At 32.2% G+C, this 15,150-nt stretch carries 13 protein-coding genes; 7 read left to right on the top strand and 6 right to left on the bottom strand.

All coding sequences use genetic code 11. The features are described from left to right. Positions 1–20: 20 nt before the first annotated feature. Positions 21–641: a fibronectin type III domain-containing protein gene (locus VB798_RS18235; protein ID WP_323260950.1), complete on the bottom strand. Its 621-nt coding sequence runs from the start codon at positions 639–641 to the stop codon at positions 21–23. Between the two features lie 779 nt (positions 642–1,420). Here VB798_RS18235 and VB798_RS18230 point away from each other — a divergent pair. The 3 genes from VB798_RS18230 to bla all read left to right on the top strand — a co-directional run bounded on the left by VB798_RS18230 (position 1,421) and on the right by bla (position 4,400). Further along, positions 1,421–2,425 (top strand): hypothetical protein, encoded by a 1,005-nt coding sequence (locus VB798_RS18230; protein ID WP_323260948.1) that lies wholly within the window; start codon positions 1,421–1,423, stop codon positions 2,423–2,425. 39 nt (positions 2,426–2,464) lie between these two features. After that, positions 2,465–3,544: a hypothetical protein gene (locus VB798_RS18225; protein WP_323260946.1), complete on the top strand. Its 1,080-nt coding sequence runs from the start codon at positions 2,465–2,467 to the stop codon at positions 3,542–3,544. A gap of 100 nt (positions 3,545–3,644) precedes the next feature. Then, a complete protein-coding gene (gene bla / locus VB798_RS18220) occupies positions 3,645–4,400 on the top strand; it encodes a subclass B1 metallo-beta-lactamase (RefSeq protein WP_323260944.1) in 756 nt (251 codons plus the stop codon). On the opposite strand, the gene VB798_RS18215 is transcribed toward bla, so the two are convergent. Beyond that, the gene (locus tag VB798_RS18215) at positions 4,397–5,179 is read right to left on the bottom strand and encodes a YdcF family protein (RefSeq protein ID WP_323260942.1); all 783 of its coding nucleotides are present in this window, start codon (positions 5,177–5,179) and stop codon (positions 4,397–4,399) included. The two genes, bla and VB798_RS18215, sit on opposite strands and share 4 nt — an antisense overlap. Before the next feature lie 212 nt (positions 5,180–5,391). On the opposite strand from VB798_RS18215, the gene VB798_RS18210 reads away from it, so the two are divergent. Further along, positions 5,392–6,840: a DUF4369 domain-containing protein gene (locus VB798_RS18210; protein WP_323260940.1), complete on the top strand. Its 1,449-nt coding sequence runs from the start codon at positions 5,392–5,394 to the stop codon at positions 6,838–6,840. A 479-nt stretch (positions 6,841–7,319) separates the two neighbouring features. Here the strand turns inward: VB798_RS18210 and VB798_RS18205 are convergent, their stop codons facing one another. Both VB798_RS18205 and VB798_RS18200 read right to left on the bottom strand, forming a co-directional pair. Then, entirely contained in the window at positions 7,320–9,788 is a 2,469-nt protein-coding gene (locus tag VB798_RS18205) for a hybrid sensor histidine kinase/response regulator (RefSeq protein WP_323260938.1), read from the bottom strand. A 5-nt stretch (positions 9,789–9,793) separates the two neighbouring features. Next, positions 9,794–10,588 (bottom strand): alpha/beta fold hydrolase, encoded by a 795-nt coding sequence (locus VB798_RS18200; protein WP_323260936.1) that lies wholly within the window; start codon positions 10,586–10,588, stop codon positions 9,794–9,796. A 264-nt stretch (positions 10,589–10,852) separates the two neighbouring features. Between VB798_RS18200 and VB798_RS18195 the strand changes: the two genes are divergently transcribed. From VB798_RS18195 to VB798_RS18185, 3 genes are all read left to right on the top strand, one after another. Continuing rightward, a complete protein-coding gene (locus VB798_RS18195) occupies positions 10,853–11,170 on the top strand; it encodes a cupin domain-containing protein (RefSeq protein WP_323260934.1) in 318 nt (105 codons plus the stop codon). Between the two features lie 92 nt (positions 11,171–11,262). After that, positions 11,263–11,760, top strand: coding sequence for a hypothetical protein (locus tag VB798_RS18190; RefSeq protein WP_323260932.1), 498 nt, complete (start codon positions 11,263–11,265; stop codon positions 11,758–11,760). Positions 11,761–12,037: 277 nt separating this feature from the next. Beyond that, positions 12,038–12,424 (top strand): VOC family protein, encoded by a 387-nt coding sequence (locus tag VB798_RS18185; RefSeq protein ID WP_323260929.1) that lies wholly within the window; start codon positions 12,038–12,040, stop codon positions 12,422–12,424. A gap of 62 nt (positions 12,425–12,486) precedes the next feature. Here the strand turns inward: VB798_RS18185 and VB798_RS18180 are convergent, their stop codons facing one another. Then, positions 12,487–13,440, bottom strand: coding sequence for a 3',5'-cyclic-nucleotide phosphodiesterase (locus VB798_RS18180; RefSeq protein WP_323260928.1), 954 nt, complete (start codon positions 13,438–13,440; stop codon positions 12,487–12,489). 98 nt (positions 13,441–13,538) lie between these two features. Further along, a complete protein-coding gene (locus VB798_RS18175; RefSeq protein WP_323260926.1) occupies positions 13,539–14,762 on the bottom strand; it encodes a hypothetical protein in 1,224 nt (407 codons plus the stop codon). Positions 14,763–15,150: the final 388 nt, after the last annotated feature.

Genomic DNA, 15,150 nt, shown 5'->3' with positions numbered 1-15,150 from the left:
TACTCCTTTCTATTTTTTATTTATTGTACATACCGCAAGAGTACATCCGAATAAACCAACAGTGGGTCTGTGCCAATGCCTGCCATTCTGATTCCGTATTGCGTACCAGCTATCAATCCATTGAATAAATGTGTTTTGGCACTTGAATATTCAGGTTTCCAAACACTTTCTTCGGTTACGGGTGCTTTTGTATATTCAAATACATAAGAATTAGCACCGTCAATCTTGTTACAACTCGCTGTCAAACTACCTGAAACAGGTCCATTCTCTACCTTAAAATTGGTAGGTTTAGATAAAATACCGACTGGCACCCTGTTTTTCTGAATATCAAAGCCCGAACTTTGGGCAATGACCTCATCATTTTTACAGTTTGCCTCAACATACAATCCAAGCAACTTTAACTGAGCTTCCAATACCTTTCGGGCTTGGTTCTTCACTAAAGTTTCTTGTTTTCCACCCATCTCATTGGCAGTAAGAGCATTAATATAAGCCGTTCTTGCACTTGCAATATCTGCTAAAGAAGGTTGAGGAGAAAGAAAATTGGGGTTGTTGGTGAGACTCTCGATAATAACTTGGCTTTTGGTGTCCAAATCGTCGTCTCGAAGCTTGGCAAAGCTTATGATTACTTTTACGGTTGCCATAAACAAAACAATTTTAAGCGTTGAACATTTTATTTAGCTAATAGAAAGACTAAAACTCGGTGTTTGATAAAGTAGTACATGTTTTAGTATCCGAATATACGAAAAAATATATTTTAAAAACAAGTAATACGTATATAAATAAATGTATTTTATGGCTTGATTATTAGCTAGATAACAATCCTTGAAATGAATAAAGGAAGAACTACTTTTTTGTAGGGTAGAATGATAATTTTTCACCCTTGAAAAATTATTTTGTAAGGTAGAAAAATATATTTTCACCCTTGAAAAACTATTTTGTAGGGTAGAAAAATATATTTTCACCCTTGAAAAACTATTTTGTAGGGTAGAAAAATATATTTTCACCCTTGAAAAACTATTTTGTAGGGTAGAAAAATATATTTTCACCCTTGAAAAATTATTTTGTAGGGTAGAAAAATATATTTTCACCCTTGAAAAATTCCTGTTACTGCTAATCCCTTCCCTTAGCAACCTAAAGCAAAAATTAGGTTATGCTTTCAAAAAAGGCTTTTCTGTTGATTCAAATGTAGGAAATATAGGCTGATTTTTACTTATGGGAGTAAATTGATTTTGAGAGAATTAGTGTTTTTTTGACTTGTTGTAAAGCTATATTATTTGACAATTAGTGTTTTATGAATTGATTTAGATGGGTGATTGCTTTGTTTATTTCAATTATTTACTTTTAAGGAAAAACGTGAATATGCGTATATTTACTAGGTGGCTACAACCAAATACGATGAAACAATAAACAAATTACAAAGATGGAAGACAAAAAAAGATTTCTACTGAATTCAGCTTTACTTTATCAAAAAATCATAGAACAGACAGATAATAATTGTTTGAGAAAATTTCTAGCATTTAAAATTATTATTAATGCAATGTCATTTGAAGATGTAGTGGATGACAGGAAATTTACTGCAATTCGAGAAGTTAGAGATATTTTTCTTGCACACAAACAAAACAACCAGTTTTCAAAAGCTTTCAATTCATCTGAGCTAGTAAAAAGCAAAAATATTGACCAGTTAATTGCTTTTATGACTGGACATTTAGCAGACCAAACAAACATTAAATATTTTGAAGAATTGACAGATGCAGAAAAACTTTTGAAGATAGAAAATCTGGCTAAACAAACTTTAAAATTATTTGAAGCAAAATTTTATAATGGGTTCAGAGTTAGTAATAATTTTTTGTGCACCGGAGAAAATCAAATAAAAGAAGCCTCCTCAAATAATCTTTCAGGCTGTTTTTATCGCTATAATAGTTCAAAAGAATTAAGCATTTTGGCAAATTTCTTTATAAATAACTTATCGATTGATTTAAATTATCCTAATGCACTGCGAAATTTCAAAATTGATTATATCTTTCATGCTGTAAACATGAAGGATTGTATTTTCAAAGACATTTATAACAGATATTCTATTGACGGTCTTTATGAAGTTATAGACGAATTAGGTATTGGTAACATAACAGTATTACAAGAATTACTAACGAACCCTATATTTCAAAGTAAATACATTGAAATGAGACACATTAGAAATCAAATCGCAGGACATATGAACAGAATGGAACCATTAAATGATTTATTCAAATTAGTGGACGATTTTGACATTGGCACAGCTTATGATTTTGTTAGTAAACTTGACAAAGCTGTTTATGACACAGCATATACACATTTTGCAATTCGCCCCCATTACGATTCGTTTAGTATGAAAATAGAAAACACAGACATAATTGCTATTAGTGGACTAAAAAACAGCGATTATTAACAAGTTGACTGCTATTAAACCTAACCACTCTCAAAAAAGATGAAAGAAAATAAACGATTTGACAGATATGAATTAAATAATTCTCATTTTTACAATAATGTACGTGGTGATAAACCAGAAGGAAACAAAGTTTATCAAGGCTTTCTAAAGTGTAAACTTGTACATAATAATATGTTTTCCGTAATAGTTCCTGATTTAATCTACATTATGGATGATGAAGAAAACTTTTCTTGGTTCCAATTTTTTTCATTTTTGCCTAATCATCTGTCAAAATTTACTGCGGATGAAATTTATGGGACAATTTTTGTAGATATTGCTTGGGGACATACATTAAAGCTTACAATTTCAAATGAGGGGCATATAGGGAATTTACGTGACTCTTCAAATTTATTTAAGAGTAGTATAACAGGTCCTGAAGATTTAATGGACTATGCTACTGGAAAAGGTAAAATAATCAATAACATTCCTTACATTAGACTGTTTCATCATACAACGCCAGCAATTAAAAAATTAATTAAAGAGTCATCATGCTACAAGGGTTCTGTCTGGAATTATCAAGGAACTAAAACTCTAAAAAACATATCTTATGCTTATTTTACTAGCCTTGACGAGATTAAACAACAGCAAGATTTAGTTATGATAGCTATGGCTAGTGACGGTGAAATACCTTTAATGATTGATATCTCTAAAAAAATCATAAAAATACCTGTCTATCGAGAAGATACAACAAATAGAACCGCTACATTATGTCATTATATTGATAGTTCTATTTTATTAAGTAATCATATTTGGATGCATACTCAGGATGATGGTAGTTACGTCTACTATGAAATTTGTAGCCCTTACATATTTCGAATTGGATTACAGCCTACATCACTTTTACCTTTTGATGAGGATATTATTACTTGGAATCATGTTACAAATACAAGTGACCATATTGTACTCGGTGACTCTACAACAGAACTTGGTCTCATAGCACCTTTTGACGAAGAATATACAACTCATCTATTTAAGATTGAACCTTTTTTAGATAATAGCACAAATATTTTAAAGTTTTGGTTTGATAATATGAATAAAGATTTATATACCCATAAAAAAATAAATCGCCCAGAATTTTAATCGTATCGAACGTGAGTTTTTTGCAGTTGGGTGCTCTGTACCGACAACTTATCTATTAAGCCAAAGCCTTACCCAAAAATTAAAAAATCACAAACAAAAAATGAAACCCCTCATAAAAACTCTATTAATCATTATAATATCTATCACAAACTTTAAAAGCATTGCTCAAAAGCAAGGAGTATTTAAAGCTAAGGTGATTTATACATCCAAGGATTTAGTGATTACTCAAATTGCTAAGAATGCTTTTGAACATACTTCCTTTAAACAAACCAACGATTTTGGTTATGTTCCTTGCAACGGGCTGATTGTTAGAAACAGTAATGAAGTAATTATTTTCGATACGCCAACCAATGATAAAAGTTCAGCAATGTTAATCAAATGGATTAAAGAAAAGCTTCATTGTAAAATCAATGCTATTATTCCAACGCATTTTCATGATGATTGTCTGGGAGGATTAAAGGCATTTGATGAAAATGGTATTCCTTCGTATGCCTATTTCAAAACCATTGAATTGGCTAAAGAAAATAATTATGTTGTTCCCAAAAATAGCTTTAGTGATTCCCTTATTTTAAAAGTGGGCAATCAACATATTATCGCAAAGTTTTTTGGAGAAGGACATACCAAAGATAATGTAATAGGATATTTCCCAAGCGAAAAAATCATGTTTGGTGGTTGTTTAATTAAAGAATTAGAAGCAGGTAAAGGTTATTTAGGCGATGCAAATGTTGCAGAGTGGTCAAACACGGTTGAAAAAATTAAAAAGAAATATCCCAACGTAAAAACAGTAATTCCCGGACATGGAGAGTATGGAAATATCGCTTTGTTGGATTATACTATTAAGTTATTCAAACCCTAACAATAGCCCAAAACCTTATAAACACAATAGCCTAATATTTCGTGAATCAGGTGATAGCCTTCATAATATCCTGCTTCACTTGGAATGATTAAGCTATTAAAAGTAAAAGTTCTGGCTTTTGATTTGAAGGCTGTACTAAAAGGTGTTACTGTTAATCTAGCTTTTTCAAAACATCCTATGGAACGTCTTTGATGAAAAGCGGAGGTAAATAAAAGATATTTTGTACCTAATTGTGGATTCTTCTGGAGAATTTCAGCCGTATAAATAGCGTTTTCTCTGGTGTTTCGGGCTTTAGTTTCTAAGATTAAATCACTTTTCTTTACACCCAATTCTTCTAAAAGTTGAGCAGTTTTTAGGTTTTCGTCTGATACATCATTTCTGATAACAGTCAAATCAGTATTACCACCCGTTATTAATATCTTTTTGATTTTTCCTTGTTTATAAAGTCGTAGAGGCTGGATAAACCTATCGGCAGTTTTATCAACAAATATTTCCTGTGGCGTTCCTTCTTTATTACTAATCATTCCGCCTGTTAAGACAATCCCAACATCATAAGGCTCAGTGATACTTTCTGGCGAAGTAGGAGGAATTTCCCATAACAAAAAGCCTTCATTCACAAGAAAGTCGTTTCCAAATACAAAAACCATGATGATACCAATCTTCAAGAGTTTGTTTTTGCGTTTGATATTTTTAGTAAACACTGCCCAAACCAATATCAGAAGCGTAATGGATAAAGGCATTAATACATAAAAAAGTACTTTTGAAAGAAAGTAAAACATAAGTTAAAAAGGATATGTTGATTAAGGGAAAAAAATCGTTATTGCTCTTTAGAAAAGCATTTGAGATGAAATTATCTAAGTTTTGTTTACAAAACTACTAAATACTTTTTCTTAATGTTTTCCTAAAGTAACTTTGGCTAATATTGCATCATTTGTCAACTTAAAAATAAAAACGCTTAATTTTTAAAATATTGAAACAACAATTAAACCCAATGAAAAGATTATCTCAAATTTTACTCCTACTATTTATTACAACCTTCTCTCAGCAACTTTTAGCACAAAAGACTGAAGGTTTTTCTATCAAAGGAAAAGTAAAAGGTATTAAAGATACCACCGTTTTTTTAGCTCATTATTTTGGTTATAACCAACAAGTGATAAAAGATACTGCTAAAGTAGATTCAGAAGGAAGCTTTCATTTTAAAGGAGAAAAGACTTTACCAGAAGGGTTGTACTTGGTTTCTTTGCCAAAAGGCAAGTATTTTGATATGATTATCGGTAATCAAGAGTTTTCATTTGAAACAGATACGGTTAATTTGATTCGTAAAATGAAAATTGTTGGTTCAAAAGAAAATGAGGCATTCTTTAAATTTCAACAGGAAATGTCCGACCGTTTTGATGAAATGAAAGCTTTGGAAGCGGAGGCAAAAAAAGGAAAAACACCAGCAGTTGAAGCAAAAATCAAGAAAGTACAAGCGGCTACAAGTCAGTTTCAACAAGAATGGCTTAAAAACAATGCTACATTGTTTGCCAGAAAATTGATTAAATCTTCTCAAGAGCCAGAAATTCCTGCATATCCAAAGCCAGTACAAACAAAAGCGGATACTGCAGCGATGTATCAATATCAATTTCAATATTATAAAGCACATTTTTGGGATAATATTGATTTGAAAGACGATAGAATGATGCGCACGCCTTTCTTGCAGAAAAAGTTAGAACGTTATTTTGATGATTTAACGGTACAAACTTCCGATTCTATTTCAAAAGAAGCTGATTTTGTGTTGGCAAGAGCCACAGCGAGAGACGTAAGAAGATATGTGATTTATAAAATCTCTAGTCAGTATGAAACACCAAAAATCTTAGGAACAGATGGCGCTTTTGTACACATGGCAGAAAAATATTATATCGGCGAACCAGTATTGTGGGATACTTCTACCGTTAGAAGAATGAAAGAAAGAGTGGCTATTCTCAAACCACTTTTGATTGGTAAGCGATTTCCTGATATGTATTTGACGGATACTTTAGGTAAAGAAATCGAAATTCCAAGAATCCCAGCAGACTATACTGTGATGTTTATTTATGACCCAGAATGTAGTCATTGTCGTGAATCTGCTCCTAAATTGAAAAAGGCATATCAGAGTTTAAAAGCTAAAAATGTAAAAGTTGTGGCGGCTTCAATTGATAGAACATCTTCTAAATGGAAAGGCTTTATTAAGGAGTTTAAATTAGAAGATATTATCAACGGCATTGATGTTCATAAGAATCCACAAACTGGAAAAGAAGAGTATTATACAGACTTTAAAAATACTTTTGATGTATATGCTACTCCAGTAATTTATGTGTTGGATAAAGAAAAGAAAATCATCGCTAAACGCTTACCAATCGAGCAAGTAGAAGATTTTATTGATTTTACTCGTAAACAAAAAATGGCTAAGAATAAGTAAGAGTTAGTTGAGTGATGAGTTTAAATACTGATTAATTTCACAACAAGAGTTGTCTCGAATTTTAAAATCATAAAAAAGCGGTCAAAAGTTAATTTTGACCGCTTTTTTGTTTGATTATAGTTCCGTTAGGAACACAATATCGGTAGATATATCTTGTTTTAACTCCTTCAAGCCCCATCGGGGCTAAATATCCCGCCCCGATGAGGCTTGAAAGGGATTTTTTATCATAAATGTTTCTCCTACCGATATTTCGCCTCTCCGAGGCTATCTTGTTTTACTTTGTATATAAGTCTCTATTTTAAGAAAAATTTGGGAAGATTCATGTTTGTGATTGATGAGTAAGCAATTCCATCTTTATCTCAGCCCAATCTGTCTTTTTTACACAACTTCCCGTACAAAACTGACAAAAACCGTATATTGAAACTCTCTTGATTTTACTAGTTTTTCGCCTTCCTTGAATTTCCCAATGCTTATTGATACTATTGCTCTACTTTAGCTAGAATTTCATCTTTCCATTTATCAAGCTTATCCTTAACATCCTGCATTTTAAATGGCTTACTGATATAATCATCCATGCCAGCAAGTATTGCTTTTTCACGGTCATCCGTAAGTGCATTGGCTGTAGTGGTAATAATAATTGGTCGGATATTTTTAGGATATTGCTCAACAATAATTCTGGTAGCTTCAAAACCATCCATTTCTGGCATCATTACATCCATAAATATCAAATGGTATCGTTTCTCCTCCATTGCCTTCAATGCTTCCAAACCATTTTCAGCAATATCTGCCATGTATCCCATTTTTTCTAATACTCTTTTTAGAAGCTTTTGATTGATAGAATCATCCTCCGCTATCAGAATATTAATTGGTAAAGATGGCGCAACTTCCTCTACAGCATCTATTATTCGAGGGGCCCATTTTGTTGATTTGCTCAGAACCTCCTCTATGGCTTTCAATATTTGGCTATGTCTGGTTGGTTTATTTAAGATAGCTTCAAATAATCTTGTATTCTCTTTTAAAGACAATAAATGATGATTGCCTGATGAGCTAAATAAAATCACAGGTAAGTCTTTACGTAATTCTTTAATGATATTAGTTACTTCAATGCCATCTTTCACAGGCATTAGCATATCAATGATGACCAAATCATAATCTTCCTTTTCAATAGATGTCAATGCGTCCTCGAAATACTCAAACGTTGTGGCATTCATTCCCCAGATACTGCATTGTGCTTTAAGTATCTTTAGGTTGGTTTTATTATCATCAAGAATTAATACTTTTTTATTTTTAATCGAAACTTTTTCTGTATTGATATTGATGGTATTATACTTTTTGACACTTTTATGGGCTCTTGCTTTGATATGAAAAATAAATGAAGAACCTTTTCCTACTTCACTTTCAACTCGAATGCTTCCGCCCATCAAGGTAATTAAACGTTGGCTGATGGCTAAACCCAAGCCTGTTCCGCCATATTTACGAGTAGTAGAGGAATCAACCTGAGAGAAACTTTCGAACAGCCTATAATACTTCTCTTTAGGAATACCAATTCCAGTATCTTTTACGGTAAATTCTAATTTATAGAAATCGTCGTCTTCTAGTCCTAAATTTTTAACGTTTACTTGTATTTCGCCTTTTTCGGTAAACTTTATGCCATTACTTACCAGATTAATCATGATTTGTCTGAGTCGGGTAATATCGCCTTCTATTTCCAATGGCACGGTTGGTTCGATGAAATAGAGTAAATCAAGTCCTTTATTGTTGGCATTGACAGACAGTAAATCATAGGTTTCTTCAATGACGTTGTTAATATATAAAGGTTTGTTTTCTAACTCTATTTTGCCAGATTCAATTTTAGAAAAATCAAGAATATCATTAATAATAGTAATAAGGGCTTCGCCACTGATACGAATCGTTTCTACATAATCAATTTGTTCTTCGCTGAGTTCGGTATTAGTCAGTAAACTTGCCATACCAATTACGCCGTTCATAGGTGTCCGAATTTCATGACTCATATTGGCAAGAAAATCAGACTTCGCTTTATTTTGGTCATCAGCAATTCTTCTTTTTTCTGCTAATTCTGTATTCAGTTCATACAATTGTTCATTTGCCAAATGCTGAAAAGTAACATCTGTAAATACCCATAAACGTCCTTTAATATTCTCAGAAATCGTTGGCACACAGGAAACACTCAACACCGAAGTAATAGGATTTCCAAAAATCCATTTCCAATGATGAATCTTTTGCCCCGGAGTTTTAAACAGCCTTATTCCTTCCTGAATAATTTCTTCTTTGTTGGCAGCAGTATTCCTTAATTGCTGCATCGCTTCAGCAATGGCAACAGGATGATTTCTTTCTTTAGGAATATCCAGAATCTCAGCCGCTTGGCTATTCACCCAGCCACTTTTCCCCATATCATCTACGAATACAATTCCTTGCGGAATCGTTTCAAGAATAGCATTGAAACGAGTAGTGAGTTCTTCAATTAAAAAGTAATTTTGAATAATAAAGGCAGTCTCTTTTAGTCCGACTAAAGCGTAGTCTAAAAATTTCAATAATTCATCAGACTTGAGTTCTTCATCAATCAATAATACCACAGCACCCACAAAACCAGATTCATTCAAGGGAATAAACACAACTTCCTCTCCCTCTTCTTTCGGGAAGGCATTATCTGTATCAAAAACAATTTGGTTTTTTTCTAAAAGTGTTAATACCAATGTTGCATTATTAAACCTATTTAGAAAATGTTCGGAAGTATTAGCGTGTTTTCTAACGGTAAGTTTATCTTCCATTCGTACAAAAGCGGCGGCTTTTGCATGAGCATGTTTTTTGATAAGATTTGTAGCCCGAGTATAAATGACTTCGAAGTCTTTTTCTTTTTTAATAGGATAAAGACCTATTAAAAAATTGACAGCCTCGTATGTCCAGTCAATATTTTTTTGCTTATCCAAAATGATTAAATAAAGTTTTTTACTGAATTGATAATCTCATCTGGGGCACTCATGTGGGGGAAATGGCCATAAGCATTTACTACTTCAAGCTTACTTTTAGCAATCTGTTTATTAAGATATTCTGCTACGTCTAAAGGCACAGCAATATCTTCTTTCGCCTGAATAAGTAAAGTGGGCTTATCCAATTTTGGTAATTCGCTTCGATAGTCGGATTGAAAAATAACTCTTGCTACCGACTGTGCAATATCAGGTCTGATAGCATTTAAGCTAGCAGCAAAGTTCTCTGCTAAATGTGGATTTTCTGGATTTGCCATCGCAGCCGCTGAAAAACCACTTACCCATGCGAAATAATTATTCGCCATGGTATCAAATAGAGCATCTAAATCTTGTTGCTCAAAACCTCCGACATAATCAACATCATTCAAATATCTCGGAGAAGCACCAACTAATATCAATTTAGAAAAAAAATCTGGTTTTTTTATGGCTGTCAATAAACTAATCATCCCACTAACCGAATGCCCAACCATGATAGCATTTTTTACATCATAGTCAGTACAAATATCAATCAGGTCATCAACATAAGCTTCAAGGCTATCGTATTTGTTAGGACTGAAAGCTTCAGGGTCTGAACTACCACCACCAACATTGTCAAAAAGAATTACTCTATAATCAGCCAGAAAAGCTACTGATACTTTAGACCAAGCATTTTGGTCAGTACCAAATCCATGAGCGAATATAATCGTTGGACCATCTAGTTTACCAACTAGTTTTACATTGTTTTTTTTAGCGGAATTCATCATTAATAAAGTACGGATAATTAGGTTTTAGGAAATGGAGATTTTATTAAAAATACGATAAACGGTTGTTTAAAAAGGCGGGGAAAAATTATATATGTTTGTTGTGACAAACAACTATTTACAAAAATAGTTATGATACGCAAATAATAATCTAATTTTCAATATTTAAACATTATTTTTAGAAATAATAGATTAAACACTGGTTTAAATACTCCTTTAATCAAAACTGTAGAGAGCATTTTACTAAATCTTTAAACAAAAAAGAATATGATTGAAATTACAAGTATAGCACAAAAGGAAATTATTAAAGGGTTCAAAGCAAGGTTTATCCATACTGATAACCTAACCTTAGGTTACTGGGATGTTGAAGAAGGCGCTGTATTACCCTTGCACTCGCATTTCCATGAACAAGTAACAAAAGTTTTAGAAGGAAAATTTGAATTGACCGTTGATGATGAAACCAAAGTATATGAAGCAGGTTATGTAGCAGTAATTCCTTCCCATGTAATTCATGGTGGTAAAGCACTTACTCCTTGTAAATTATTTGATATTTTTAGTCCTGTCAGAGAAGATTATAAGTTGTAGATATTGAGCAATATACTCATCTTTCTTTTAGGTCGTAGGTGAATAAGTGAATGAACCTACGACCAATTTAGCCAAATAAAACCCTCAAGAACATGAAAAGTTTTATTACATTATTCATTTTAACATTACTCAACATCAATTCGATTGAGCAAAAGAGATTTGAAGAAGTACAAAAAATATCAATTCAAGAAGCTGAATTAATTTTGGGACAACAAGCTAGTTTGAAAGAGCAAACTTCTGGCATTAAAAATGAAGTTAATTTCTTTAAAAGTACTTTTGTAGCCAATGAAATTGATGCACAAACCAATAAACTTGGCCACTTATATTACACATACGAGACATATAAAAATGCTAAAGAAGCCAACAAACTTATACAAAGTTTTATGCAATCCAATCAAAATCATCATGGTTTTGAACGCTTGAAAGATTTCGGAGATGAAGCTTTTATCATAACAGACCAAACGAATTTCATTACTTTTATCTCTACCAAAGCAAATAAAATGATTAGACTGAAAGTCAACAAAGTGACCTCTAAAACATCAATGCTTGCTTTAAAAAGAATAGCCAATAAGTTGATGAATACTGTTTGATGAATAAGTTTAGTCTGATTGTAGTAGATTATTATACGACAAAATGATAAAGAGCATTTCACTTGTATTATTTGCATATACTTGAAACCAAAAATAAGTCAATTAAAATAAGCCATAAATTTGCAGTAAGCTATAAAATTTTCTAAATTTAGCTTATTAGATAATTCTCCCTTTCTTTTATCTCCTTTACTTTAGAACTTTCTTGATGCTTACTATTATCAGTGCTTTAATTGGTTAAAAACAATAGAATTTTCATTAAACCTTAAATACTGCTAACATGGAAAAATTAAGTGCCGCAACCAATGCTTTGAACTGGTTCGAAATTCCCATTACTGATGTGGAAAGAGCAAAAAAGTTTTACGAGACGATTTTCGATATTGAGATGATGCACATCGAAATGATGGGAATGCAAATGGTGATGTTTCCTTCCGAAAGTCCAAAGTCAAGTGGGGCATTGGTACAAAGTCCTTATCATACTCCAAGTACAACAGGAACTATTATTTACTTGAATGCCAATCCAGATTTACAATTGGTATTAGATAAAATAGAAAGTGCTGGTGGTAAAATTACAATGCCCAAAACCAATATCGACGCTGAAACAGGTAACATGGCATTTTTTATAGATACAGAAGGCAATTTGCTTGGATTACATTCTGGACAGTAATTTATTAGATTAAGATTTCGCTCTTCTGCTCAATGATAAGTAGAAGAGCGAAATATGTTTTTTTACAACTCAAATCTCTTCCCTTGTTCGGGAAAAATAAGATTTAATCCTAAAGTATTTTGTTCGATTAATTGTTTTTTGATTTTTACTTCATTCACTGCTGGTGGTTTTAAATGCGTAATGATGACTTTAAAGCCTTTTAATGCTTCTTTTCCTGTCAACTCACTTAATTTATTCATTTCTTTCATCAACCAATTTGGAGTAAGATGTCCGAATAAAAACTTATCAGCTTGTTCGTTTGGAAATGATACTTCAATAAAAATGCCTTTCAATTGTTTTTGCTGAATAATTGGCGCAATTTCTTTCCAAAGTAAAGCCAATTTATCACTTTTCTCTACTTCATCTGGACCAGTATCGCCCAAATACAAAGCGTAATTGTTTTGGTTTTTAATTAAGAAAGCAGTGCTTTGATAAGGATTCACGTGACTTAGTGCCAAAGCTTTCACCGTCATAGGAGTATTCGTGATAGCGCTTTCTTCTCCAGTCTTTAACGTTTGAAAATGGTATTTTTTTAGTGGAAAGCCTTTGCCTTCATCACCAAAATTAGCCCAAGTTTCATCGTTGAAGTAATGATTTTGCATCATTTCCATACATTTTTGTGTAGCATAAACTGTTTTGGAAGAATCACCAGGAGAATTAATGATTAAACCTGAAACATGGTCGAGATGAGCGTGTGAAATGAAATAACCTTTGATGTATTTTCTAAGTACTTCACTAACAGAAACGTTGAATACTTTATTTTGTACAGCTTTTTCTATGCCTGCATAAACAGTTCCAGCATCTAAACATACATAATCGTTTGTTGAAATAGGAGCGAGGAGGTAGGCGGAAAGGTTCTTTTCATCAGTTCCACCTTTTACGCCCAAAGGTACAACTTGAAAGGTAGCAGGCTGCTTTTGTTGTGCAAAAAGCTTTGCGGAAAATAATAGAAAGCAAATTAAAAGACGATAATACATATTTGAAAATTGGTTTGCTGAATAATTGAAGAGATTTAAACATAAAAATACCTCCTTCTTTTCAGAAAGAGGTATTTTATGGATTAAGATTTTAAAAACTAAAGTATTTTATAAATATCGACGGCATCAATTTTATCCTTTAACTCTTTAATATTGATACTTGATTTAATGGCTGAATCTTTCTTTTTCTTTTTAGCACCTAATTCTTTAATCAAATCATCATAAACCATTTGAGCTGAACGTTCACCTACGGCTTCAATAATATTATTACTTTTAGCAACATTGATTGACTGCTTCACTAAATCAAAGTAACGGTTTTCTAAATCAAAATATTGGTCATGAATACCAATAAAACGATTGCACAAATTTTGTAAATAATCTAAATTGTTGTTGACATGACGAATATCTAACTCAGTTTGTAACATATCTGTCAAATTCGTTTTACCATCTTTTTGCGTGTATTTACTTTCAATATCGCTAATTCTTTTCTTTACATAATCCGTAGAAAACTCATTCACCATATAATTGAAGTAATCATCTAAAGATTCCTCATTTCTAATATCTCTTGGATTGTACCCAATTTTTTGAACATCTTTTTTGAATTTTTCAAGTAAATCTAATTGTAATGCTTCTAACAAAGTAACAGTTTGTGAACTCGCATTTGCATTGGTTAAATTGGCTTTATCTAAAGCATTATAGAAGCCTGTGTAGCGTTGAAGCTCTTTTTCAAATTCACGAATTTTATCAAAATTCACTTTTTTGTCTTGTACTCCAGCCGCATAAGCCACATTTACTGCTGCTGTAGAAAGATTGACAGCCTGTGAAGCATAAGGAATTAAGCCTACGATTGGGCTATCTTTCAAACTTTTTAGTACCGTCATGAAACGTTCATTTTTCTCCTTTTTGCTGAAAATGGCTTTGTTTTGAGCCGTTTTCATAATTACTTCTTCAAAAGAAAAACCTAATGGACCTTTTTCTACAGAACTCAATTTCTTGATATAACCTTGATAGTCTTGATTGATTACCTGAGATTTTAAATCAATAATATCGTCACTCAAAATTTTATAAACCTCAGCACTTTTTACCAAGTTTGTTCTAATTTTTTCCCATTTAGTTTTGTCGCTTATTGATTGATTTTTTGAAATATCAGTTAAAGAACGACTTTGCATTTCCAAACGACTTTTCAAATTTTCATTTTCACTTTGTAGTTTACCAAGCGAGCCTTGAATATTAATGAATACTGAATCAGAAAATACTTGGGAGAATCCTGCATAAGTACAAAACAGATAGCCGATAGCAGTAAATAAGATTGTTTTTTTCATGAAATAATACAAAATGTTATTTTTAATTAAACGCTTAGGTCTTGTGAAATATTGGTTAAAGTTTTCACTTATTTCTCAAAAATCTATTTGGTTCTGTAATAATTTTTGAAAAGCGAATAAGGTTAATAGCTATTTTAGTGAAAACTTGGGTATTTACAATTTATTTATTTTTCATAAAAGGGCTTTTAATGAAAGATAGTAGCTATTTGTGCTAAATAACCGGAAATGTTTTTTTTATTTTCTAAAAAAAATGCAAGAAACACTTGCGAATAAAAAAGATTGACGTACCTTTGTGGAAAATTAGTACAAAAAACATCCGCACGTCTCTGTGTACGTTTCGTTGGATACGAAACTATTCTTCTCAGGAACTTTTTACAGTTCTAAGTCG

This window comes from Arcicella lustrica, assembly GCF_034930985.1.
In the GTDB taxonomy this organism is placed as follows: Bacteria; Bacteroidota; Bacteroidia; order Cytophagales; family Spirosomataceae; genus Arcicella; species Arcicella lustrica.
Note: the sequence above shows the minus strand (reverse complement) of the source record. Positions and strands in the feature narration are given on the sequence as shown.